General features: G+C 65.2%; 18 protein-coding genes. 3 read left to right on the forward strand and 15 right to left on the reverse strand.

Annotated features, from left to right (window positions below; all coding sequences use genetic code 11):
• Positions 1-139: 139 nt before the first annotated feature.
• From P9230_RS30595 to P9230_RS30635, 9 genes are all read right to left on the reverse strand, one after another.
• Positions 140-3,868, reverse strand: coding sequence for a hypothetical protein (locus P9230_RS30595; RefSeq protein WP_278121598.1), 3,729 nt, complete (start codon positions 3,866-3,868; stop codon positions 140-142).
• The gene (locus tag P9230_RS30600; protein ID WP_278121599.1) at positions 3,865-5,859 is read right to left on the reverse strand and encodes a hypothetical protein; all 1,995 of its coding nucleotides are present in this window, start codon (positions 5,857-5,859) and stop codon (positions 3,865-3,867) included. Before P9230_RS30600 ends, P9230_RS30595 begins: the two co-directional genes overlap by 4 nt.
• Positions 5,860-6,412: 553 nt before the next feature.
• A complete protein-coding gene (locus tag P9230_RS30605; RefSeq protein ID WP_127324886.1) occupies positions 6,413-7,354 on the reverse strand; it encodes an alpha/beta hydrolase in 942 nt (313 codons plus the stop codon).
• Between the two features lie 216 nt (positions 7,355-7,570).
• Complete coding sequence (locus P9230_RS30610) at positions 7,571-8,353, reverse strand: carnitinyl-CoA dehydratase (RefSeq protein WP_066996079.1); 783 nt, start codon at positions 8,351-8,353, stop codon at positions 7,571-7,573.
• Positions 8,346-10,424, reverse strand: coding sequence for an acetate--CoA ligase family protein (locus P9230_RS30615; RefSeq protein ID WP_278121600.1), 2,079 nt, complete (start codon positions 10,422-10,424; stop codon positions 8,346-8,348). Before P9230_RS30615 ends, P9230_RS30610 begins: the two co-directional genes overlap by 8 nt.
• A 64-nt stretch (positions 10,425-10,488) precedes the next feature.
• Complete coding sequence (locus P9230_RS30620) at positions 10,489-11,652, reverse strand: acyl-CoA dehydrogenase (protein ID WP_278121601.1); 1,164 nt, start codon at positions 11,650-11,652, stop codon at positions 10,489-10,491.
• Positions 11,653-11,656: 4 nt separating this feature from the next.
• The gene (locus P9230_RS30625) at positions 11,657-12,784 is read right to left on the reverse strand and encodes a carnitine 3-dehydrogenase (protein WP_278121603.1); all 1,128 of its coding nucleotides are present in this window, start codon (positions 12,782-12,784) and stop codon (positions 11,657-11,659) included.
• A gap of 2 nt (positions 12,785-12,786) precedes the next feature.
• Positions 12,787-13,410: an HD domain-containing protein gene (locus P9230_RS30630; protein WP_127247860.1), complete on the reverse strand. Its 624-nt coding sequence runs from the start codon at positions 13,408-13,410 to the stop codon at positions 12,787-12,789.
• A gap of 95 nt (positions 13,411-13,505) precedes the next feature.
• A complete protein-coding gene (locus P9230_RS30635; RefSeq protein ID WP_066996067.1) occupies positions 13,506-14,423 on the reverse strand; it encodes a 3-keto-5-aminohexanoate cleavage protein in 918 nt (305 codons plus the stop codon).
• 128 nt (positions 14,424-14,551) lie between these two features.
• Here P9230_RS30635 and P9230_RS30640 point away from each other — a divergent pair, with 128 nt between their 5' ends.
• Positions 14,552-15,532, forward strand: coding sequence for a GlxA family transcriptional regulator (locus P9230_RS30640; RefSeq protein ID WP_278121606.1), 981 nt, complete (start codon positions 14,552-14,554; stop codon positions 15,530-15,532).
• Here the strand turns inward: P9230_RS30640 and P9230_RS30645 are convergent.
• From P9230_RS30645 to xylA, 3 genes are all read right to left on the reverse strand, one after another.
• Complete coding sequence (locus P9230_RS30645; RefSeq protein ID WP_278121608.1) at positions 15,513-16,286, reverse strand: TIGR01458 family HAD-type hydrolase; 774 nt, start codon at positions 16,284-16,286, stop codon at positions 15,513-15,515. The genes P9230_RS30640 and P9230_RS30645 overlap by 20 nt on opposite strands.
• Positions 16,287-16,360: 74 nt before the next feature.
• Positions 16,361-16,564, reverse strand: a complete 204-nt coding sequence (locus P9230_RS30650) for a hypothetical protein (RefSeq protein ID WP_066996194.1) — start codon at positions 16,562-16,564, stop codon at positions 16,361-16,363.
• Between the two features lie 185 nt (positions 16,565-16,749).
• A complete protein-coding gene (gene xylA / locus P9230_RS30655) occupies positions 16,750-18,075 on the reverse strand; it encodes a xylose isomerase (RefSeq protein WP_278121619.1) in 1,326 nt (441 codons plus the stop codon).
• A 110-nt stretch (positions 18,076-18,185) separates the two neighbouring features.
• On the opposite strand from xylA, the gene P9230_RS30660 reads away from it, so the two are divergent.
• Positions 18,186-18,554 (forward strand): nuclear transport factor 2 family protein, encoded by a 369-nt coding sequence (locus tag P9230_RS30660; protein ID WP_278121621.1) that lies wholly within the window; start codon positions 18,186-18,188, stop codon positions 18,552-18,554.
• Between the two features lie 191 nt (positions 18,555-18,745).
• On the opposite strand, the gene xylB is transcribed toward P9230_RS30660, so the two are convergent.
• The 3 genes from xylB to P9230_RS30675 form a co-directional block, all read right to left on the reverse strand.
• Positions 18,746-20,200, reverse strand: a complete 1,455-nt coding sequence (gene xylB, locus P9230_RS30665) for a xylulokinase (protein ID WP_278121623.1) — start codon at positions 20,198-20,200, stop codon at positions 18,746-18,748.
• 82 nt (positions 20,201-20,282) lie between these two features.
• Entirely contained in the window at positions 20,283-21,608 is a 1,326-nt protein-coding gene (locus P9230_RS30670; RefSeq protein ID WP_067324075.1) for a tetratricopeptide repeat protein, read from the reverse strand.
• Positions 21,609-21,719: 111 nt separating this feature from the next.
• Complete coding sequence (locus P9230_RS30675) at positions 21,720-22,343, reverse strand: LysE family translocator (RefSeq protein WP_066996047.1); 624 nt, start codon at positions 22,341-22,343, stop codon at positions 21,720-21,722.
• A gap of 230 nt (positions 22,344-22,573) precedes the next feature.
• Between P9230_RS30675 and P9230_RS30680 the strand changes: the two genes are divergently transcribed.
• Positions 22,574-23,341 (forward strand): L,D-transpeptidase, encoded by a 768-nt coding sequence (locus tag P9230_RS30680; RefSeq protein ID WP_278121625.1) that lies wholly within the window; start codon positions 22,574-22,576, stop codon positions 23,339-23,341.
• Positions 23,342-23,367 lie beyond the last annotated feature (26 nt).

The following is a 23,367-nucleotide window of genomic DNA, read 5'->3' on the forward strand; positions in this document are numbered from 1 at the left end:
TAGACCATCGTCCGGCCAAGGGGAAGCGTGTTTTCCGCTTCGCTCGAGGGGCGCGCAAAAACGCGAGCTGCGATGCGGGAAAGAGAGAACCCGCTGGATTTCTCCGGCGGGTTCGCGGGCGCGGTAGTGATGGGCTGCCTTACTGAAGGTTGTCAGTCGCCGGGTTCCGCTGCAGCCTTGGTTGGCTTCTTGGCACCAACTGCTGCAGGATATTCGGATTGAGCAGCAGGTCCGGATCGATCTCCAAGCCTGGCCGCCTGCGGATCGGGAAGCAATCCGGATACCGGCCGGCCGTTCCGACCGGGCAGCGCCGCCTGATGATCGGCTGGCACATGCCATCGATCATCTCCGAGCCCGGCGCGCATACAGCGTCTTCGAACCTGCCGCATCTACCTTCGATCACTTCGGTGCCGCGTGGACACACGCAGACGCCGCGTTTGTTGAGGAACTGGCCGCGGATGGAGCATGCTTGCGGCTTCCTGACCGGCACGCAGGCTTTGCCCTTCAACGCCGTCCCCCTCGGGCAGACGCAATCGCCATCGGCATTGCGCACCTGGCCACGAATGCGGCACTGGCTGGGCGGCTGCTGCCTGTCGGGCACGCAAGCCTTGGCGGCGCGGTCGACATGCGTGTCCTTGGGACAGGCGCAGCCATCCGGTGTCGGCACGGCGCCGCGGATAGTGCATTTCGGCGGAGCGACCCGGCAGACGCCGTTCACCAGCTCGCCGCGCCGGCATACGCAATTGCCGTCCTGGTCGCGGTATTGGCCGGGACGCAGCGTGCACTGCGGCTCCTGCGGCTGCTCGCTCTGAACGCATCTGCCGTTTTCCAGCTCGGCGCCTCGCGGGCAGACGCAGCGCCCGTCCTCGGTCCGGATCTGGCCCTTGAGTAGGACGCAGCGCTGCGGCAATGGCAGCGGCAGAAGCTTGGTGCCGCCGGACGAGCACTGACCGTTGCGGAATGTGGTGCCGTCCGGGCAGGCGCAGCGGCCGGCCGAGTTGAGCACCATGCCGCCCGAACACTGGTTCTTGACCTCACGCTTGATTGTGAAGGGGTGGCATGCATAGGCCCTGCCGCGGTCGCCTTGCGCGTTGGCTGGGGCGCGCGACAGCACATCGCCGCCGCCCTGCACCGGCGTGTTTGGCGAGAGCACCCCGACGCAGTTCTGTCCGCTGACCGTACCCCGCAGAGTGGCAAGGCGCGCGTCGTCGGGAAGGACCACTGTGACATGATGCGTATGGCTTTCGCCGGCGCCCAGCGTCAGATTGGCGATGCAGGACGCCGGCAGCGTCGCCGGCTCCGGCGAGCAGCCGAAAGGCGGGTCGATCGCGGTGATCTTGACACCCTCCAGCCTGCCGAGACCGTCGATGCCGACCGCATCGCCGATGCGGACCGGACCGGAGAAGGCATTCGGCCCCTCATTCGTGATGGTGATCTCGAACGAGCAGGGCGCGCCTGGCTGGCATTCGCTGTCGCCGGTCTTCTCGACGCGGATCGTGGAGGCCCCACCGCCCTTCGCGCAAGCCTGGCCGATCGGATAGACGATGTCGTCGCGGGGCGCCGGCCCAAAAGAGCCGCGCGCGCAGTTCTCGAACGCGTCATTGCCGCCGACCGTCACGTCGAAGTGCCGGCTGGTTCCGGGCGTCATGACGGCGCCGGCAATCTGGCAAGACAGCATGTTGGCGGGCACTGGCCCGCAGTTCCAGTCGGCGCCGTCCGGGGTCACGGTCCGGACAGCAACCGGCGCGCCGCCCGACACCAGCGTGGCGGCATCGTTGACCCGCACCGGACCGGTGGGGGCAGCAGTGCCGGCATTGGTCACGGTGATGCGGCAGGATACCGAAGACGCACCGGCCAGCGAGCTCTCGCACGCCTTGGTGATGCGCAGGCCGGGCTTGGCGCCATTCGGACGGCGGATGCGCTCGGTCGCGCACGCCTTGTTGTTCGCGAGGTCGACCTCGCCGGCAATGGCCTTCACCTCGGCGCAGTTCTCGACCGTGTCCGGCCGGTAGTTTGCCGGCATGACCGCCTTGACCACGATGGGCGTCGAGGCGCCCGGCGGCAGCGAGATGCCGGCATTGTCGCAGCGGAACTGGCCGGGGCCGTTCGGCAAGCAGGTCCATGGCGGGCTGGGCCCGAAGGCCGAGGAGGTCGGCGCGTCGCCCGGATAGGTGTCGATCACGGTCAGCGGCCCGTGATAGGTGCTGGTGCCGTTGTTGATGATATCGATCACGAAGCTGCAGATGCCGTCCGGCGTGCAGACCGGCATGCGGGCGCGCTTCTTCAGCAGCAGGTCGACCTTCTTCTCGACCGCAGGCTGGCATTGCGGATCGCGATCGCCACGGCGGCAGACCGGGATCGAGGCGCAGCCGCGATCGTTCTGCTGGCTGCCGAACAGCGGCTTGCCGCTCGCCTGGTAGTCATAGGCGGCGCAATTGCGCAGCACGCTGCCCTGCCAGCCGCCGGCCGGCTTGAAGCCGAGCTTGAGGACGGCGGAGGCGCCCGGGTGGAGCGTGGTTGCCGGATGGGTGCAGGTGATCGGCGTCGTCCCGGGCGCGCAGACCCAGGGTGGGTTCGGTCCCGACGACAGCGCCGACCCGGCCGGCAATGTCACCTCGTCGAGCACGATCTTGCCGTTATAGGGCGCATCGCCGACATTGGTGACCGTGATGGTGAAGTCGCAGCCGCCGGACATCGTGCAGCGCGGCACCTCTGCCCACTTCTCCACCTTGAGGTCGGGCTGCTTTTGGGGCGGGCACCTGAGATCACGCGGAATGTCGATGTCGATCTCCTGCGTGCAGCAAAGTCCCCAGCCTTCCTTCGGCCCGGCATAGGTGTCGATGCCGATGACGACGAGATGGATGGCCTCGCCCGGCGAGGCGCCGATGATCTTCCAGTTCAACACGCCGCCGCCGGCAGGTACCTGCTGGGTGTCGGTGGCGATAGTGATGCCGGGTGTCGTCGTCGACAGCTGCACCCATTTGCCGGCCATCTCCGGACCGACCGGCATGTGATAGATGAAGGCGCCGCCGCCGGGCACGCAGTCGACCGTGCCGCGTTCGACCTTGAAGCATTCCTTGCTGGGAGGCGGAGGCGGCGGGTTGCACTTGCTCAGGTCGATCGTGATCGAGGTTTTCACGCCGGTGAGGAAATCGGCGTCGTCGGGCTTGTCTGGATCCTGCGAGGGGATCGTGGTTGCCGGGCCGCCCCTGAAGGCCACCTTCATCTCACCCTGGTTATCGACCGTTGCCGGCGCGGCGAAGGCGGCATGCTCTATCTTGGCCGTGATCCGGAAAGTGATCACGCGTTCGTCGGCAGCGCCGACGCCGTCGAGGTTCGAAGCGCTGATCCGGAAATTGGAAACGCTTGCCGTATCATTTGGACCGGCCGATGTGCTGATCGAAGCAGCGGGCAGCGGTCCGCCGGAAGCGCCCGTGCCGTCGCCGACGACGTCGACGCTGACGATCTGCAAGCCGTGCGGCAGCTGGTCCTTGAAGTCGAGCCTTGTCGCCTTCAGAAGGGCCGCCACGCTTGGCCGGTCGAAGTCCTGCGGGTCGCCATGGATGCCGAAGCTCAAGACGTATTCGACGCTATCGCAGCCTCTTAGGGCACCCTTCTTGGTGAAGAAGGGTATGATCCGCCCGAGCTCCGGATTGATGCCGCGCGATCCAGCCGTGATTTCCGGATTGGCGATCTGGCCAGCCGGTGCCTTGTCCTGCGCAACCGCCGGCACTGCCGGCATCATGGCGATCGCGACACCGGCCGCCATCAGCCAGCGTGCGCCGCGCCTGGCGTGTGACAGGGGTTTTATGACCGTGCCCATGACGGTTTTGCGCGGGGCAGGGCGGGAAAGGACGAGACCGCTCATCTGTCCCTCCTCGGCGCTTCGCACTCGACGGCCGGCGTCCTGAGCGGCAGCGTCATCTTGCAGCAAGGATAGTAGCCGCCCTTGTCCCGGTCGGACTTCCGGTAGAAGCAGAGCCCGACATTGACGGTGTCGCCCGGATTATGGCCGGTGATGCCGATCGTGTAGGGCTTGCCCGGCGCATGCGACATGGGTGAGGTCACCCCGACACCCGGTGTCTTGGACAAAGCCTTGATCGAATCGCCGCCAAAGCCGGCGTGGTCATCGAGATAGAGGTCGGCCCGGAGGCCGCGGGGCGTGCAGAAATACTGCACGTCCTCGACATCAAGGCATGGCGGCAGGTTGCCGGGCGGCGGGAAGTCCGGCGGATAGACGGGAGGCAGGAAGCCGCCGGGGATTTCCTCATAATAGCCGGCGCGGCCCTCGCAGGGGCGCCAGACCCGGACGTCGCCGACATGGCCCTGGACGTCCGGGTCTTCGAAATAGCCGTCGAAGTCGACGAACCAGGAGCCGAAGGGCGGCACGTTTACCGGCTTGACCAGCTTGCTTGGCGTGAGCTGGACGCCATGCACGGCAAGCGGCCCGCCGGCGGCGAGGCGCTCGGCAAGCTCCGGATTGTCGCGCAATTTGTCGCCGGTGTTCAGGACCGTGTCGGTGCAGACCGAGGTGTCAAGATTGCCTTCGGGGTCGTAGCGGTATTGCAGGTCGACGCCGCCTGCCGACTGCCGGTTGCCCTGCGGGAAGCCGACCGCATATTCCTGCGGCACCTCGGCCCAGACCGATTCCGTTGCCGGATCGTCCGGATCCTCGCCCTGGTAGCGGATCACCTCGCCTTTGCCGGTATCGGCGAAGCGGCTGTAATCGTAGCGGTTCTCGACCGGGCCGCGCTGGGCAAGATACATGAAACCCTGATTGTCGAAGGCGATATCGGTGACGGCATAATCTTGGTCGGCCTTGACCGTCAGTTCCCAGCGCGGATCGCGGCCAAAACCCCCGTCGCTTGCAATGCCGACCGACCAGATTTCGGCTTTCTCGCCTACGGAATAGTAGAGCCGCCCGCCATGGTAGGCGACGGCCCAGACGCGGCGCGCATCCTGCGTATAGCCCCAGGTTCGGGGGTCTTCCGAATCGAAGGCAGTATCGTGGATGTCCATCACGGCGCCGTCGTCGGCGACCGGGGCCAGCCCATGCGCGGGACGCCCGGCAACGCCATGGTCGAAGCTGTCGATCAGATTGCCCTCGATATCGATGCGGTGGATGAGCCCGGTATCGAGATCCGAAGCGAAGAACTCACGATGGGTCGGATCGAAGGCGAGGTTGCCGATGCCGGGCCCGCTGTTGGTGTCGACGTCGGCGAATTTCGAGACGGCGCCCGAGATACCGTCGATCTTCCAGATGGTGCCCGGTCCGCCGCCATTTTCGATGCCGAACTGGCCGTTCATGAAGACAGCGCCGGCGGCGCCGCGGCGCTGTCGCTCAGGCCGCCCGTCCTCGTCGGCGTCCGGCGTGACGATCTCGATGCCGTGCAGCGAGGTCGCCGCCGTATAGAGGTCCGGAATGCCCGACGGCACGCCATCGCGCACGCCGTCGTCATAAGTGAGGCCGAAGACCTCGCCGATCTGGCCGGCTGTCACCTCGAAGGGCGGCGGCGTGTAGACGAGCTGGCCCGAAGCTGGGCCGCCGAGTTGCGAGACGTTGAAAATGCGCAACGAGGCCTGCGAAGTGTCGATGAAGGTTTCGTCGACCGGGTCGACGCCGGGCGGCAGGCCGCCCTTTTCGGAATCGGGAGAGCCGAAATCCGGGATGATCGTGCCGGGGAAGCCGGTCACCGCCATCGAGCCCGGATAGATGATCTGGGCTTCCTGAGCCTTTGCCACATCGCCGAGGCAAAAGCCGGCGGCCAGTGCCAGGGCAAGAATTCCGCTGGTGGTCACGATCGCGCGGCGCAAACCGCCGCCGCGAAAAGCCACGAACGAGCCGCGGTCGCGAGACATTGAGCTCCCCCCGAAGTCGTCGGAAGAACCCTCCGATTTCGCCGCGCAAAACAAGGTAAGTCGCAGCGTTCCGGCTCGTTCGTCCCTGATAGAATTGTCTGTTTTCCGCCTGTTCACGATACGCCGGGTGCCTGGCAGGGTCAACGGAATCAGCCGAAAGCCGAGCGCGTCGTCTCCATCCCGAAGCCGATGATCGCGCCGAGCTCCTGTTGCTTCCTCGGACCACCGCGGCTCTGGATTTCTGATCATACGGGCTCCCTTTCCGGCCCGCGCCATGCGGCGCCTGGCCGTCAGTCGCAGGCTGAGTCGGAAAGGTTCAATCCGGTCTAGAGCAATTCGAGAAAAAGTGTGAGCGGTTTTCCGTCCGGAATTGCGTCAGAACAACAAGCCCGAGCATTTCGTCGTTTCCGTGAAACGGTGAAATGCTCTAGGCGTCCGGCTGGTAGAGCTGTCTTTGCCCGTCTCATGCAAGTCGCCGAAAGGAGAGCAGCGATTTTGGCATCAGCCCCGAAGCGCGGCGCTTGAATTCTCGACGCCACGCGCTTTGGCAAAATCACCAGATCCACTCGCCTCTGCCGAGCACGGAGACCGCCTCGACGATGCGGGTGAAGCTCGCGCGAGCACGACCGACCGTATGCCGGGCTCTCAAATAGCTGTGCACCAGCCCCTGTTCTTCGAACCAGTAGGCATACCCGCCGGCCGCGACGACGCGGTCGCGATAGGCCTCGCCGTCTGAGGACAGCGGGTCGCATTGGGCAGTGATCAGCACCGTCGCCGGGAGATAGGCGAAATCGGCGTCGGCGAGCGGCGACAGCGTGATGTCGCCGGTCCGGTCCACGCCGCCGGTGCGAATGTTCAGGTAGAATTCGATATCACGCAGGGTCAGCATCGGCGCGTCAGCATGCGCCACATAGGAGCCGCGCGAGCGGTCGCCCCCGAGGCTGGGATAGATCAGCACCTGGCCGGCCGGCTTCTTGATGTGACCGCGCGTTGCGTGGGCAACGGCGGCGCAGAGGTTTCCGCCGGCGCTGTCGCCGCAAAGCAGGACAGGGCAATCATAGGTCTTGGCGGCCCATTCAAAGGCGCTTAGCACGTCGTCGAAGGCGGCCGGATGCAGATGTTCCGGCGCCAGCCGGTAATCGACCGAGACCACCTCGTAGCCGGTGCGGGCGCACAGCTCGGCGCAGACATCGTCATGGCTGTCCAGCCCGCCGAGGATGAATCCGCCGCCATGAACATAGAGCACCATTGCGGCGCTGTTCGATTCCGCGTTGCTATAGATGCGGATCGGGATGCTGGCGGTCGGCGTGGCGATGGCGGTCGTTTCGACCGTCACGCCTTGCGGATAGCCGGCGAAGAACTCGCGGCACATCCGGTCGTAGATCGCCCGCTGCTCTGCGATCGTGTAGTCGATCGTGTCGGGCGGGTAACAGGAATTGGTCTTCTCGATGAAAGCCCAGGTCTCGGCGTCGATGAGGGTCTTGTAGTCGGTCATAGCGCTTGGGCCGATCGCGAAGGTCGAGCCTGAGCACCCCCCTCTGTCCTGCCGGACATCTCCCCCGCAGGGGGAGAGATTGGCAGCTTGGGCGCCGGCGATCCACCTGCGACGCTGGCAATTGGCGAAAGCGACCGTGACATCCGATCTCCCCCCTTGCGGGGGAGATGCCCGGCAGGGCAGAGGGGGGTGTGACGGAACGCCATCGTCTGCGGCCTATCTACCCTTCCACACCGGATCGCGCTTCTCCGCAAAGGCGCGGAAGCCTTCCATATTGTCCTCCGAGCCGTAGAGGATATCGACCGTCGGCAGTTGCCTGCGCGTCACCTTGTTCATGGCCTCCTGGAAGGTCAGCGCCTCGGCCACGCGCGCCGTCTCCTTGATCGCGGCGAAGACCAGCGGCGGGCCGCTGGCCAAAAGCCGCGCGATTTCCCAGACGCGGTCCTCCAGCTTCTCCTTGGGCAGCACCTCGTTGACCAGGCCCCAGCGATGCGCTTCCGCCACATCCATCCAACGGCCGGTGAGGAGAAGGTCCATGGCGATATGGTAGGGAATGCGTTTCGGCAGCTTGATCGTCGCGGCGTCGGCCAGCGTGCCGGCGCGGATCTCGGGCAGCGCGAAGGAAGAATGGTCAGAGGCGTAGATCAGGTCGCAGGACAGCGCCAGCTCGAAGCCGCCGCCCACCGCCATGCCGTTGACGCAAGCTATCACCGGCTTGTTCAAGTCGCGCAGTTCCTGCAGCCCGGCAAAGCCGCCGACGCCGTAGTCGCCGTCGACCGCGTCGCCGGCCGCAGCCGCCTTCAGGTCCCAGCCGGCGCAGAAGAACTTGTCTCCGGCCGTCTTGACGATGGCGACGCGCAAGCCGGGATCGTCGCGGAACGCCTTGAACGTCTCGCCCATCAGCCGTGAGGTCTTGAGGTCGATGGCATTGGCCTTGGGCCGGTCGAGCGTGACTTCCAGGATCGTGCCTTCGCGGCGAGTGGTGATGACGTCAGCCATTCTTCTTTTCTCCAAGCACCAGCAGTGCGTCGGCGATCCAGGCGCCCTTGCCTTCGGCGCAGACGATCAGCGGGTTGATGTCGAGCTCTTCGATTTCGCCTTCATTCTTCTGCACGAAGTCGGCAATGCCGGCGATGGCGTCGATGGCGGCCTGGACGTCGGCCTTGGGCCGGCCGCGATAGCCCTCCAGCAGCGGATAGAGCTTCAGGCCGCGCAGCGCCGCCTCGATGTCGTCGCGCGTCGCCGGCAGCATCAGGGTCACGCTGTCGCGCAGCAGCTCGACCAGCACGCCGCCGGTGCCGAGCGTCATCACCGCGCCGAACATCGGGTCGCGGGTGAAGCCGACGATCAGTTCGGCGACGCCGTCGCGCACCATGCGCTCGGCATAGAGCCCGGTGCCAAGCGGCAACAGGTCATGCGCGGCATTGCTGACGGATTCGGCGTCCTTGAGGTTCAGCCGCACGGCGCCGACCTCCGACTTGTGCGTCACGCCGAGCGTCTTCAGCGCCACCGGGAAACCAAGCGCCATGGACGCAATCACCGCCTCTACCGCGTTCGAGGCTCGCTCGCCCTTCGGCACCGGCAGCCCGGCCTCGATCAGACGCGCTTTGGCCTCGGCTTCGTCCGGCGTGACGTGGTCGCCGTCGGAAGCGCCCGCCGCCGTGGTGTCGACCGGCTGCGCCTGCGGCTCGCGCCAGGCCCAGCCGATGAAGGCGGCGGCCTGGGCGGCGTCCATCGCTTCCGAAATGCCGAACAAGGGCACCATGCCGCGCGCCATCAGCCCGGCGGTATATTCCTCCGGCAGGTTTTCCGGCAGCGAGGAGACGATCGCGCCCTGCGCCCTGTTGGTCTTCAGCGCCGCCTCGAAGGCACGCAGCGTCGCCCACCAGTCGGTGTCCGAGCAGCGGTCGGGGCGCGGGAAGTCGAGCACCAGCATGTTGAGGTCGAAGCCGCCCGACACCATGGCAGTGAAGGTGGCCGTCATCGCCGGCTCGTTGTTCCAGATGAAGGTGTGGTAGTCGAGCGGATTGGCGACCGCGACCAGCGGCCCGAGCGTCGATTTGACATGCGCGCGATGCTCGGCGCTTAGCGTCGGGAAATGCACCCAGCGTCCTTCCGCGCTGTCGGCCATCACGGAGGCTTCGCCGCCCGAGCAGCTCATCGACGACAGTCTGTAGCCGGGCAGCGGCCCGGTGATGTGCAAGAGCTTCAACGCCTCGATGAAGGCCGGTATGGAATCGACGCGCGCGATGCCCAGCCGCTTCAGGAACGCGCCCGAGGCGGCATCCGAACCGGCAAGCGACGCGGTATGGGAAACCGTCGCCTGCCGCGCCTGTTCCGAGCGGCCGACCTTCATGGCGATGATCGGCTTCTTCAGCTCGCGGGCTCTCGCCGCCAATCGCTCGAAGCCGGCCACGGAATCGAAGGCCTCGATATGCAGGCCAAGCGACGTGACGCGCTCGTCCTCGATCAGACCGAGCGCCATTTCGGAAAGGCCGGTCTGCGCCTGGTTGCCGGCCGTCATCAGGAACGCGATCGGCAGACCGCGCTTCTGCATCGTCATGTTGATGGCGATGTTGGACGACTGAGTGATGATGGCGACGCCCTTGCCGCCCTCGGCCAGTCTGATCCCGCCATGCTGATCGGGCCACAAAAGCGCGCCGTCGGCATAGTTGATCAGGCCATAGCAGTTCGGGCCGATGATCGGCATCTCACCCGCGGCGGCGACCAGCTCGGCCTGCAGCCGCTCGCCGTCCTCGTCATAGGCCTCGGTCTCGAGGAAGCCGGCGGCAAAGCAGACGGCGCCGCCGGCGCCGCGCTCGGCCAATGCCTTGACCACTTCGATGGTGAGATGCCGGTTGACCCCGACAAAGGCGGCGTCCGGCGCGCCGGGCAAGTCGGCGACGGAACGGTAGGCCTTGCGGCCTGCGACCTCGTCTTTAGTCGGGTGCACCGGCCAGATTTCGCCGGCAAAGCCCATCTTGATTGATTGCGCGACGACGGCGGCGGCCTGCGCCCCGCCGAACACGGTGATCGATTTCGGGCGCAGGAGACGTTCGAGTTTATGCATGGTCATCTTTTCATTTGAGCACGATCGTTGCCAAAACCGGATCCCGGTTTTGGCGGATCATGCTCTAAGCCCCGAACGGGCGCAGCAACGCCCGCGAAATAATATGTCGCTGAATCTCCGAAGTGCCTTCCCAGATGCGCTCGACGCGCGCGTCGCGCCAGATGCGCTCCAGCGGCAGATCGTCCATCAGCCCCATGCCGCCATGGATCTGGATCGCCTCGTCGGCGACGAAAGCCAGCATCTCGGTAGCCTTCAGCTTGGCCATCGCCATGTCCTGATCGGTGACGGTGCCCTGATCGTACTTCCAGCCGGCTTCGAACACCATCAGGTCAGCGGCCTTCAACTCCGTCGCCATATCGGCGAGCTTGAACGACACACCCTGGAACTTGCCGATCTGCTGGCCGAACTGCTGGCGCTGCGCGGCATATTCGATGGCATGCGAAAGCGCGCGCTCTGCGCGGCCGAGGCAGGTGGCGCCGACCTGCAGGCGCGTGGCGCCGAGCCATGAATTCGCCACCTCGAAGCCCTTGTGCACTTCGCCGAGCACCTGGGAAGCCGGCAGCCGGCAGTCGTCGAATTCGAGGATCGAGTTGGTGTAGCCGCGATGCGAGACGTTGCGGTAGCCGTCGCGCACCGTGAAACCCTTGGTGCCCTTGTCGACGAAGAAGGCGGTGATCTTCTTGCGCTTGCCGCGCGGCGAATCCTCTTCGCCCGAAGCCATGAATACGATGGCAAAGTCGGCGATGTCGGCGTGGCTGATGAAGTGCTTGGTGCCGTTGAGCACCCAGTCCGAGCCGTCCTGGACCGCGGTCGCCTTCATGCCGCGCAGGTCGGAGCCGGCGCCGGGCTCGGTCATCGCCAGGCAGTCCCACTTTTCGCCGCGGATGCAGGGGAAGAGATATTTTTCACGCTGCTCCGGCGTGCCGGCGAGCAGGATGTTGGACGGGCGCGCCACGCAGGTCCAGTGCAGCGCGTAATTGGCGCGGCCAAGTTCCTTCTCGTAGAGCAGCCAGCTCACCCTATCGAGGCCGGCGCCGCCGACATCGGCCGGCATGTTGGCGGCGTAGAGCCCGGCCGCGATCGCCTTCGCCTTCAATTCGTCGATCAGCTCGCGGCGCAGTTCGCCGGTGCGTTCCACCTCGCGCTCATGCGGGTAAAGCTCGTTCTCGACAAAGGCACGCGTCGTCTCGACGATCAGTTTTTGTTCTTCCGAAAGACCGAAATGCATCGCCTCAGCCCTTCTTCTTGCTTGTTTTCGCCTTGTAGGCCTTTGCGGGCTTCTCGGCCTTTGCGGGCTTCGCCATCTTCTTCGCCGGCTTGGCGGCCTTTGCTTTGTCGCCTGCCTTGGCGGCCGGCTTCGCCGCCAGCTTGGCCAACTGCCTGGTATAGTCCTTGTGAAGCGCGCCGGCGCCCCAGCCCTTGCCCTTGTTCTGCTTCGACAGCGCATCCATGATGGCGACCAGATTGTCGTCACGGATCTTTTCAAGCTCGCGGATCGAGAGGCCGTTTGCCTGCTCGTCCGACTGCGTGGCGATCAGGTCGACCAGCTCGTCGTTGAACTCCGGCACGTCCATCAGCTTGGTCCACGGCCATTTCAGGCAAGGTCCGAACTGCGCCATGAAGTGGCGCATGCCGGCTTCGCCGCCGGCGACGCGGTAGACCTGGAACATGCCCATTTGAGCCCAGCGCAGGCCAAAGGAATAGCGCATGATGTCGTCGAGTTCCTCGACGGTGCAGATGCCGTCCTTGACCAGCCACAGCGCCTCGCGCCACGCGGCCTCCAGGAGGCGATCGCCGACGAAGGCCTCGATTTCCTTGCGCACCACCACCGGCTTCATGCCGATCGAGGCGTAGATCTCCTTGGCGACCTCGATCGCCTCGGGAAAAGTCTGCTGGCCGCCGACGATCTCGACCAGCGGCAGAAGATAGACCGGGTTGAACGGGTGCCCGACGACCAGCCGCTCCGGGTGCTTCTTCATCGCCACCTGCATGTCGGTCGGCTTGATGCCAGAGGTCGAGGAGCCGATTATGGAGTTGGCCGGCGCATGGGCGTCGATCTCGGCCAGCACTTTGTGCTTGAGGTCGAGCCGCTCCGGCACGCTCTCCTGGATGAAGTCGGCATCCGCTACCGCCTCGCCGATCGTCTTGGCGAAGGTGAGCTTGCCTTCCTTGGGCAGGCCGCCGGGCAGCATCTGCTTGTAGGCGCGGCGTGCGCCCTTCATCACCTCGCCGACTTTGCGCGACGCCTCGGGATCGGGATCGAAGATCGAAACATCGATGCCGTTCAAGAGCAGGCGCGCCACCCAGCCGGCGCCGATGACGCCGCCGCCGACGGCGGCCGCCTTGTTGATGATGCTCATAGTCAGGCTCCGGTTCTGGTCTTGGCTGTTTCGGGATCGGAAAGCGGCACGCGCTCGCCGGCGCGGATCACGGCCGGGTCGTAGGCCTTTCGGGCGAAGACTTCGAGCACGAAGGGCCGGAAGAACTCGATCGGCAGCGTCTCGTAGTCGGGATCGAAGCTCGACTGGTCCCAGCGCTCGCAAAACTGGTCGCAGTCGTCGAAATAGAGATGGCCGGCGAAGCGGTCGCGGGCATGCTGGTTGCCGCCCAAATGATGCGCGTAGTAGAGGCGCTGGAAGTCGCCGTGCTTTTCCACCACCCAGGTGCATTGCTCGCGCACGAACGGCTTCAGGATCGTGGCGGCATATTCGTCATGATTGTAGGGCGCGTAGATGTCGCCGATGTCGTGCAGCAGCGCGGAGACGATCCAGTCAGTGTCGGCGCCGTCCCGCCAGGCGCGAGTCGCCGCCTGCAGCGAATGGCCGAGCCGGGTGATCTTATAGCCGGACAAACCTTCGTCCAGCTGCACCAGCGCGGAAAGCAGCCGATCCCCCGTCCTGGCGGCATAGTCGATCTCGTGGGCGGTCAGGAATTCGTAGTCTTCCTTGTCGCCGTCCTTCATCGCGGTGAATTTGACGGTAGCCATCTCGACCTCCCGCTTTTCAATGTTGTTTGAGCATGATCTTTTCCGAACCGCAGGTCAGCGAAGCAAAAACCGGTTCCCACTTTTCGGGGTCATGCTCATGCCGCGATCGGCGCCCGCTTGGTGAGGTTAAGCTTCTTGCGCACTTCCTCCGGTCCGAGCACGCGCGCACCGAGATTGGAGACGATGCTCACCGCGCGCTCGACGAGCTGCGCATTGGTCGCCAGCACGCCCTTGTCCAGCCACAGATTGTCTTCCAGCCCGACACGGACATTGCCGCCGGCCAGCACCGCCGCCGCGACATAGGCCATTTGGTTGCGGCCGATCGAGAAGGCCGACCAGTTCCAGGTCGACGGCACGTTGTTGACCATCGCCATGAAGGTGTTGAGGTCGTCCGGCGCGCCCCAAGGCACACCCATGCACAGCTGGACCAGCGCATCGGGCTTCAGCACCTGTTCCTCGACCAGCTGCTTGGCGAACCACAGATGCCCGGTATCGAAAGCCTCGATCTCGGGCTTCACGCCGAGCGCCGTCATCATGCCGCCCATGGCGCGCAGCATGCCGGGCGTGTTGGTCATCACATAGTCGGCTTCGGCGAAGTTCATCGTGCCGCAATCAAGCGTGCAGATCTCCGGCAGGCACTGGCGCACATGCTCCATGCGGTTGGTGGCGCCGCCCATGTCGGTGCCCTTCTCGTTGAGCGGCAGCGGCGCTTCCGGCGAGCCGAACACCATGTCGCCGCCCATGCCGGCGGTGAGGTTCAGCACCACATCCACGTTCGCCTCGCGGATGCGCTCGGTGACCTCGCGGTAGAGATGGACGTCGCGCCTCGGCTTGCCGGTCTCGGGGTCGCGCACATGGCAATGTACGATCGCAGCACCCGCCTTGGCGGCCTCGATCGCCGAATCGGCGATCTGCTTGGGCGAGCGCGGCACGTTCGGGCTGCGGTCCTGCGTCCCGCCGGAACCGGTCACGGCACAGGTAATGAAAACCTCACGGTTCATCGCGAGCGGCATCGTCTTTCCTCCCAAATTCGATCAGCCATTGATGAAGCCGGAAACCGGCTTTGCTATGACGACCTGCGCCGAAGCTGGCCAAGCATGACCGACTTGCCGGAAACTGTTTTGCGTTTTACGAAGGCGCCATGACTAAAAGCGAAAAGCAGACGATCTTTCGCGCCGAGCGGGAAACCCTCAAGGTGACGTTTCTGGTGTTCTCGGGCTCGTCGATCATGTGCGTGGCCTCGGCGGTCGACCCGCTGCGCGCCGCCAACCGCATTTCCGGCGAGACTTTGTTCGACTTCAAGCTGGTCTCGCTCACCGGAGAGGCGCCGGTGACGACCTGCGGCTTGCCGGTCGCCGTCGGCGGCTGCTTCGATGCCGCCGAAGCGACCGACATGCTGGTCGTCGTCGCCGGCTTCGGCACGCAGAACTATGCGACGTCGGCGTTGCTTGCCGGGTTGCGCCGCGCGGCGCGTGCGGCCCGCGCCTGCGGCGGCGTCGAGGCCGGCACCTGGCTGGTGGCGCGCGCCGGCCTGCTCGAAGGCCGCAGCGCCACCACGCATTGGGAAGACATGGAGGATTTCTCCGCCGCCTTTCCGGGCGTCGATGTGCGCCCCGACCGCTATGTCATCGACGGGCCGGTCTTCACCTCGGGCGGTGCCTCGCCCACCTTCGACCTGATGCTGCATCTGGTCCGCACCCGGCTCGGCATGGCGGCCGCGCTCGATGTGGCGAGCGTCTTCATCTACGATCAGACGCGCGCGGCGACCGACGCCCAGCCGCTGGTCTCGCTCGGCCGGCTCGACGGCTACGATCCGCGCCTGGCGCAGGCGATCCGACTGATGGAAGCGCATGTCGATGAGCCGCTGACCATCGATGCCGTGGCCAAGCGCGCCGGCGTCACGGCGCGCACACTCGAGAGCATCTTCCGCAAGTCGATCGGCGAGACGCCGGGCGCCTACTATCTGCGGCTGCGGCTCGCCGCCGCCCGACGTCTGGTGGTCGACACGCGCATCGCCATGGCCGACATTGCTGGGCGTACGGGTTTTTCATCAGCCGCGGCGTTTTCCAGGGCGTTTTCCCGCGCGTTCGGCGAAGCGCCGGTCAGGCTGCGGCGCGGCTGAGGATCCAGTCCACCGCCGCGCTGAGGTCGTCGACCAGCGCCGTGGGCGCCGGGTCGAAGCGTGTCTCGTCACCGGGGCGATACTTGCCGGTGCGTACGAGCAGCGCCGCGCCGAGCCCGGCGCTGAGCGCGCCGGCGACATCGCTTTCCGCGTCGTCGCCGACCATCACCGCGTCGGTCTGCGGGCAATTCAAGCCGGCAAGCGCCGAGAGGAAGAAATCGGGCGACGGCTTGCCGAGCACGACAGGGCTTCGCCCGCAGGCGAATTCGAGCGCTGCCACGAAGGCGCCGGCGTCGAGGCTGAGCTGGCCGTCTGCGTCCTTGAAGGTGCGGTTGGTGGCCAAAGCGAGAAAATCGGCGCCGGCAACCAGTTCGCGGAACGCTCGGTTTAGGCCGGCATAGTCGAAGGCCTCGCCGGCGTCGCCGACGACGACAGCGCGGCTCTTGCCGCCCTCCGAACCGGTAAACTCGGCTTCGAGGTTGGGATGGACGAGCAGGTGAGGTTGGCGGCCATGCCTTCGCAGCCATTCGACTGCGGCGCGCGCCGGCGTCAGCAATTCTTCATCCCTGACTTCGACGCCCAGCGCGGCGAGCTGCGCGATGATTTTATGGCGCGGCGAACGTGTCGTGTTGCTGACGAAGCGGAGCGGCAGTCCGGCCTTGCGCAAACGCTCGACCGCAGCCACAGCGCCTGCGATCGGGGTGTCGCCATCATAGACGACACCCGCGAGATCGAGCAGCACCGCGCGTATCATCGGTGCAGGATGGAGAAACAGTCTCCGTTCGTCAAACTGCCGAAAATACGCCCTCGGACACAGGGGCCGAAGAATCAGGCGGCGTCGCGGCCTTCGCGCACAATGCGCGAGCGCATGCTCTTGGCCAGCGCCGTTTCCAACCGCGCGGCGACCGCGCGATCCCATTCATTTGCTTCGCCGGCGCCATCCTTCGGATGCGGCAGCGCCATCAGCCGATCGATGATCGAACCAGCCTCGCCGGAAGAGAGCAGGGCGTCGATTTCGCGTTCGTGCTGCATACGTTTCGCCTCCTTCTTTCCTTCCCGCCGGATGTCGACAATATACGCGATTCGTGACGGCTGTTTGAAGGCAAGAGCGCGGCGATTGAGAGGCAGCGCGGGGCAAAACCTTGTCGTGTAGGTTCACCCCGCATGGAATGCAATTTCAGCTCTGCGGCGCTCGATTCGGGCGCCGCAGGAAAGCCTCAGACGTAGCGGTTGACGATGTTTTCAAGGAGCTCCTGCCGGCCGGAGCGCGGCTGCGGCTCGATCTTCTCCGTCACCACGCGTTCGGCGATCTCCTCCAGCGTACGCTTGCCGGAAAGCATCGCCTTGCCTTCGGCCGTGTTCCAGCCGGCATAGCGTTCGTTAAGCGGACCCGACAGCGCCTTGTCTCCGATCATCCTGGCCGCCGCCTTGAGCCCGCGCGCGCAGGCGTCCATGCCGCCGATATGGCCGATCAGCAGATCCTCCGGGTCGAGCGACTGGCGGCGCAGCTTGGCGTCGAAATTGGTGCCGCCGGTCTTGAAGCCGCCGCCCTGCAGGATCTGGTAATAGGCCAAAGCCATCTCCGGCACATTGTTGGGGAACTGGTCGGTGTCCCAGCCGGACTGATAGTCGTTGCGGTTCATGTCGATCGAACCGAAGATGCCGAGCGCGTTGGCCAAGGCCAGCTCATGCTCGAAGGAGTGGCCGGCAAGGATCGCATGACCCTGCTCGATGTTGACCTTCACCTCCTTCTCCAGCCCGAACCGCTTCAGGAAGCCGTAGACGGTGGCGACATCGTAGTCGTATTGGTGCTTGGTCGGCTCCTGCGGTTTCGGCTCGATCAGGATCGTGCCCTCGAAACCTATTTTGTATTTGTAATCCACGACGAGGTTGAGGAAGCGGCCGGCCTGCTCTTGCTCTCGCGCGAGGTCGGTGTTGAGCAGCGTCTCATAGCCTTCGCGCCCGCCCCACAGCACATAGTTCTCGCCCTTCAGCTTGTTGGTCACGTCGATGCATTTCTTCACCGTCGCCGCCGCATAAGCGAACACGTCCGGATCGGGATTGGTGGCGGCGCCCGCCATGAAGCGCCGATGCGAGAAAAGATTCGCCGTGCCCCAGAGCAGCTTGACGCCGGTCTGGTTCATCTTGGCCGAAAAATAATCGGCGATCTCGTCGAGGCGCGCCGCGCTTTCGGAGAAATCCTTGCCTTCCGGGCGAACGTCGGCGTCGTGGAAGCAGAAATAGGGCACGCCGAGCAGCGAGAACATCTCGAAGGCGACGTCGGCCTTCAGTTTCGCGAGTTCCATCGTGTCGATGCCGCCGGGCTTGGCGAACCAGGGTCGGTCGAAGGTCTGGCCGCCGAACGGGTCGCCGCCCTGCCAGGCGAAGGAATGCCAATAGGCGACGGCAAAGCGCAGATGGTCCTCCAGCCGCTTTCCACCTACCACCTCGTCCGGATTGTAATATCGGTAGGCCAGTGGATTGGTTGAATCCGGCCCTTCATATTTGATGGTCTTGATGTCGCCGAAAAATCCGCTGCTCATGGTTTCCTTCCTCTCCAAGTGCTTTCGCCGATTACCTCAGGCGTAATTGGTTTGGCGCTTCCGTGGGTCCAAAAGGGTCATGTCGAACGATCCAATGAAGGATGAAGACCATGACCGACCTCAACACAATCGCCCACAACTACATCACCGCCTGGAACGAGAGCGATGCGGCGCGCCGCAAGGCCCTGCTCGAGGCCGTCTTCACCAGCGACGTCAGCTATCGCGACCCGATCATGCAAGGCGACGGCCACGACGGCATCGCCGCGCTGATCGACGGCGTGCAGCAGCAGTTCGCCGGCTTCCGCTTCTCCCTGAAGGGTGAGCCGGACGGTTTTGCCGACCGCATCCGCTTTTCGTGGAATCTGGGCCCCGAAGGCGCAGAATCCGTCATCGAAGGCACCGATATTTGCGTCATCGAGAACGGCCGCCTGAAGAGCGTCACCGGCTTCCTCGACAAGGTGCCGGCGCAGCGAGGCTAACTGGGTAAGGGAGGCGCGAGGCACCCCCCTGTGGCCTGCCGGCCATCTCCCCCGCAAGCGGGGAGATCGGCTTTCATCCAGGATTTCGCCAATCTCCAACGCTGCAAAAGGGAGCGAGGCGCCCAAGCTGCCAATCTCCCCCCTTGAGGGGGAGATGCCCGGCAGGGCAGAGGGGGGTGCCTCGCGCATACTCACGCGGTTACCGCCCTGATCGCCGGATAGAGCGCACGATAGCGTTGATAAGCATCTGCATACGCCCCACCAAGCCCGGCATCCGGTTCGATCGTCGCATCGGTCGCCGGCGCGGTGCAAACGGCAAGCGGATCGGCGCCGGTCGCGGCGATCAGCCCGAGACGCGCCGCGCCGAAGGCGGCGCCGAAATCGCCGTCGGCCGGGATGTCGACCGGCAGCTGCAACGCGGTGGCGATCGCCTTCAGCCAGTAGCGCGAGCGAGAGCCGCCGCCGATCGCCGTCACCCTGGTCAGGGTCGTGCCCGCCGTTTTCAGCGCCTCGAGGCTGTCGCGGAAGGCAAACGCCACGCCTTCGAGCACGGCCTGGGTCAGCACGGCGCGGCTCGATTGATGCGCGAGGCCGGTGAAGGAACCACGAATGGCCGCATCATTATGCGGCGTGCGCTCGCCGGAGAGATAAGGCAGGAAAGCGATGCCTGTCGGCGCCTTGAGCTTGTCGCCGAGCTCGCCGGTCAGGTCGCCGGCGCCTTTGCCGGTGATCTCCGACAGCCAGTTGAGCGAATCGGTGGCCGACAGGATGACCCCCATCTGGTGCCAGGTGTTGGGCAGCGCGTGGCAGAAGGTGTGCACCGCGCTTTCCGGATTGGGCAGATAGGAGGCGTTGGCGGCAAACAGCACCCCCGACGTGCCGAGCGACACGAAGGCGTGGCCGGCGCCCACGGTGCCCATGCCGCAGGCCGAGGCCGCATTGTCGCCGGCGCCGCCGGCGACCGGAATGCCTGAATCAATACCCCATTTCGAGGCAAGCTCGCCGCGCAAGCCGCCGGCCTTCGCCGTGCCTTCGACCAGCGACGGCATATGCTTCTCGTCGAGCGTTGTCGCGGCGAGCAGTTCGGAGGACCACTGCCGCTTGCCGACGTCGAGCCAGGATGTGCCCGCCGAATCCGACATCTCCGAAATATGCTCGCCGGTCAGCCAGAGCCGCAGATAGTCCTTGGGCAGGAGCACCTTGGCGACAGCGGCAAAAACACTGGGCTCGTTGTCCTTCACCCACACCAGCTTCGGCGCCGTGAAGCCCGGGAAGACGATGTTGCCGGTGAGCTTGCGGAAACGCGGGTCGGCGTCGAGCGCCGCTGCCTCGACATGGCTGCGGGTGTCGTTCCAAAGGATGCAGGGACGCAGCACCTTGTCCGAGGCGTCGAGCAGGGTCGCGCCATGCATCTGGCCGGAGAGGCCGATACCCTTGACCGCTGCAAGCTCCTTGGGATGGGAAGTCTTGAGCTCGGCAATCGCTGTCTGGCAGGCTTCGATCCAGTGCGCCGGATTCTGTTCGGACCAGCCGGCATGCGGCCGCGAGACGTCCAGCGAGCCGTGGCCGGACCCGACGACCGTCTGGCGATCATCGATCAGGAGCGCCTTGACGCCCGAGGTGCCCAGGTCGAGGCCGAGATACATGATTTCCTCCCGATGCCATTAATTTTTTCGGGTCTCGAAAAAATCTGGCTTGGCCAGTTCTTAAGCCAAGATCCGCCTCCGGTCAATTCTCTGACAAATCGGCCGCGCGGCGCGAGAACAGCGCCGACAGCGGGCTGTCCGGCCGCGCCAGCTGACGCTCGGCGGTCAGCGCCCGCGCCAGCGCGCTGTCACCGGCACGCAGCGCCGCCTCGATCAGCATCAGGTCGATCACGTCGCGTTGTGCATGGCTGCCGCCGAAGCGGTGCGCGATCCAGCGGATTGGCCGGATCAGGCGCACCACTTCTCCGTAGTTGCCCTCGCCGAATGCTTTGATCGCCAAGGTCAGAGGGTGGCCGACGTCGCGCGTGAATGCGGCGTTATCGTCATCGCCGCGCATTGCTTCGCGCTGCGCTTCGAGCAGGGTCTGGGCCGGCGCGTGCAGCCCGGCGCCGACAAAGGCCATCATCGCATGGGCATCGTTGAAGGCGTAATTGCCGGCGGCCGCCTTTGGCGCCCAGTTCGCCGCAAGCGCCGCCCAGCGGTCGCCGACATCGACGCCGTGGAGATAAAGTCGCCACAGGATCGCCGAGGCGTCGACCATGTTGAGCGCCAGCGTCGAGCGGTCGCCGTAGATCGGCCCGTCATAGAGCTGGAGCACCTCGTTTGTCTCGCCGAGATCGTAGTGGAACAGCGCCAGATGCCACCAATTATGGATTTTGAGAAAGCTGTCCTTCGTCCACGCCTCCGGATTGGCGCGCATCCAGGCGATGCCCTCCCTTTGCCGGCTTTGCATTTCCATGACATGCGCGACCGCGTGCTGCGCCCAGCCGTCGCGCGGCTCGATCTCGATGGCCTGCCGGCCGAAGGCTTCGGCGCGCGCATAGTCGCCCATTTCCTCCAGCCCGAAAGCCTGCATGCCGAGAACGGCATGGTAGCCCGGCATGTCCTTCTCCCAAGCCGGCAACGCCCGACCGATGCGGTCGCGCAGCATGCGCGCATTGCCGATGAAGAAGTCGATCTGGTGGCCAACCTGCAGCGCCACCGCATCGAGCGGGTTGTCGATGGCGACGTCCTCGAGGATGCGGGCGGCGTCATGCCAGCGGCCGCTGGCAAGATGGCCGAGCGCCGCGACATGCGCGCGCTCGCGCGCGGTGCCGGCGAGCGGCAGCGCCGCCGCATGGCAGGTTTGCGCAATCGCCATCGCCTCCCGCTCGGTGGCGAGGCCGAACAGATAGCCCTTGAACACATGCGCCATCACGAAGCTGGGCTCATCGGCGATCGCGCTATCGATGGAGCCGACCGGGTCGCCGATGAAGCACTGCAGCTCACGGACGGCTCTGGCGTAGGACGAAAGCCCGGCTTCGGTCGCGCCCGAGTGCGTCAGGCCGAATGCGTCCTTCAGCGCCATAGCCGCGTCCTTTGATGCCTATTCGTCCGGTCGGACCGATGCAATCCTAGAACATCGACCGTCGGCCCGCCAACCGGCGAGGGCTTCGACTGTGTCGAACCGGACTTCTCCTCAATTCCCCGAACGCATCGCCACCGTGGCGATGCCGGCGCCGACAAGCAATGTCCCGCCGGTGCGGTTGAAGATACGGATCGCCCTTGGGTTGCGCACGATGGCGCGCGCTCGCGAAGCAATCAGCGCATAGCCGAAGGCATTGCTGAAAGCGAGCGCCAGGAAGGTCGCTTCGAAGATCAGCATCTGCGTCCAGAAATCGGCATGCCGGTCGAGAAACTGCGGCAGGAAGGCGACGAAGAACGTGATGCTCTTCGGGTTGAGCGCCGTGACCAGCCAGGCATGCGCCATCATCCTTGCCGCCGACACGGCGTCGGTGCGCGGTTCGGCCTTCAGCGCGCCGCCGGCGCGGAACAGTTTTATGCCGAGATAGATGAGGTAGCCGGCGCCGATCACCTTGAGCACGGTGAACACAGTGGCCGAAGCCGCAAGCAGCGCGCCGATGCCGAGCATCGAAAGCGTCATGGCGGTGAAATCGCCGAGCGCGACGCCGACTGCCATCGGCAGCGCCGTACGCCAGCCCTGGCCGAGCGCATAGGAGACGACCAAGAGGATCGTCGGGCCCGGGATGACGAGGAGGATGGCGGAGGCAGCGGCAAAGGCAGCCCAGTTTTCGAAGGACATTTCCCTACTCCTTGAGCGCAAAGAACAGGATAAATCCTGGGGTACGCGAGATTGTAAAGAGGCGTTGGAGAAAATCTTCGGCGCCGGCCTGCCCTGGCACCTGGCCCGGACAACGCCCTGTCAGGGTTAAGTGCGGGCAAAGTTCTTTCACCCTTTTTCAACCATGACTGACGAAAATTGCAGCCATTCGGCCGGACCGTGCTTCCCGCCGACAGCGTAGGGTTTGGTGTATGCGCGAGTTGCCGCAAAGTCTGACGCCGCCTTCGAGCGGCGAAACCGTCGAAACCGAAGTTCCGCTTTCCCGCCGCGCCATGCTTTCAGGCATGGGCGCCATGGCGCTGCTCGGCATGGCCGGCTGCGGCACCACCGACACGCTCGACCTGCCGCAATTGCAGATCGACGACACCACCACGGGATCGGTGCCGATCCGACCGGCGATCAGCGTCGACAAGAACATCACCGGTCCCGACGTGATGTATGCTGCCTTGACCGACAACGGCTTCCAGGTTCCGGCGGTGCCCTACCAGAAGATCAAGCCGGAGTTCCGTCGCCAGATCGTCGTCGACAAGACCGGCGAAGCGCCCGGCACCATCGTCGTGCATTTGCAGGAGCGCATGCTTTATCTCGTCCAGCCCGGCGGCGACGCCATCCGCTACGGCGTCGGCATCGGCAAGGACGGCTTCCGCTGGTCGGGCCGCGCCAACATCCAGTACGGCAAGGAATGGCCGGTCTGGACGCCGCCGCCGGAGATGGTCAAGCGCAAGCCGGAACTGGTGAAATGGCAGGGCGGCCAGCCCGGCGGCCTGACCAATCCGCTGGGCGCCCGCGCGCTTTACATCTACCAGAACGGCAAGGACACCGGTTACCGCATCCACGGCTCGCCCGAATGGTGGACCATCGGCCAGGCGATGTCGTCGGGCTGCGTGCGGCTGATCAACCAAGACATCATCGACCTCTACAACAGGGTATCGAAGAAGAACCCAGTCGTCGTCGTCTGATTTTTTCGGCGGTCAGCACGGCCGCT

Origin of the sequence: Mesorhizobium sp. WSM4887, assembly GCF_029625865.1 — a bacterium.
Taxonomy (GTDB): domain Bacteria; phylum Pseudomonadota; class Alphaproteobacteria; order Rhizobiales; family Rhizobiaceae; genus Mesorhizobium.

Excerpts from the sequence above, each read along its gene's own strand:
- P9230_RS30595 (WP_278121598.1), bottom strand. The coding sequence starts at position 3,868 with ATGAGCGGTCTCGTCCTTTCCCGCCCTGCCCCGCGCAAAACCGTCATG.
- P9230_RS30600 (WP_278121599.1), bottom strand. The coding sequence starts at position 5,859 with ATGTCTCGCGACCGCGGCTCGTTCGTGGCTTTTCGCGGCGGCGGTTTG.
- P9230_RS30605 (WP_127324886.1), bottom strand. The coding sequence starts at position 7,354 with ATGACCGACTACAAGACCCTCATCGACGCCGAGACCTGGGCTTTCATC.
- P9230_RS30610 (WP_066996079.1), bottom strand. The coding sequence starts at position 8,353 with ATGGCTGACGTCATCACCACTCGCCGCGAAGGCACGATCCTGGAAGTC.
- P9230_RS30615 (WP_278121600.1), bottom strand. The coding sequence starts at position 10,424 with ATGCATAAACTCGAACGTCTCCTGCGCCCGAAATCGATCACCGTGTTC.
- P9230_RS30620 (WP_278121601.1), bottom strand. The coding sequence starts at position 11,652 with ATGCATTTCGGTCTTTCGGAAGAACAAAAACTGATCGTCGAGACGACG.
- P9230_RS30625 (WP_278121603.1), bottom strand. The coding sequence starts at position 12,784 with ATGAGCATCATCAACAAGGCGGCCGCCGTCGGCGGCGGCGTCATCGGC.
- P9230_RS30630 (WP_127247860.1), bottom strand. The coding sequence starts at position 13,410 with ATGGCTACCGTCAAATTCACCGCGATGAAGGACGGCGACAAGGAAGAC.
- P9230_RS30635 (WP_066996067.1), bottom strand. The coding sequence starts at position 14,423 with ATGCCGCTCGCGATGAACCGTGAGGTTTTCATTACCTGTGCCGTGACC.
- P9230_RS30640 (WP_278121606.1), top strand. The coding sequence starts at position 14,552 with ATGACTAAAAGCGAAAAGCAGACGATCTTTCGCGCCGAGCGGGAAACC.
- P9230_RS30645 (WP_278121608.1), bottom strand. The coding sequence starts at position 16,286 with ATGATACGCGCGGTGCTGCTCGATCTCGCGGGTGTCGTCTATGATGGC.
- P9230_RS30650 (WP_066996194.1), bottom strand. The coding sequence starts at position 16,564 with ATGCAGCACGAACGCGAAATCGACGCCCTGCTCTCTTCCGGCGAGGCT.
- xylA (WP_278121619.1), bottom strand. The coding sequence starts at position 18,075 with ATGAGCAGCGGATTTTTCGGCGACATCAAGACCATCAAATATGAAGGG.
- P9230_RS30660 (WP_278121621.1), top strand. The coding sequence starts at position 18,186 with ATGACCGACCTCAACACAATCGCCCACAACTACATCACCGCCTGGAAC.
- xylB (WP_278121623.1), bottom strand. The coding sequence starts at position 20,200 with ATGTATCTCGGCCTCGACCTGGGCACCTCGGGCGTCAAGGCGCTCCTG.
- P9230_RS30670 (WP_067324075.1), bottom strand. The coding sequence starts at position 21,608 with ATGGCGCTGAAGGACGCATTCGGCCTGACGCACTCGGGCGCGACCGAA.
- P9230_RS30675 (WP_066996047.1), bottom strand. The coding sequence starts at position 22,343 with ATGTCCTTCGAAAACTGGGCTGCCTTTGCCGCTGCCTCCGCCATCCTC.
- P9230_RS30680 (WP_278121625.1), top strand. The coding sequence starts at position 22,574 with ATGCGCGAGTTGCCGCAAAGTCTGACGCCGCCTTCGAGCGGCGAAACC.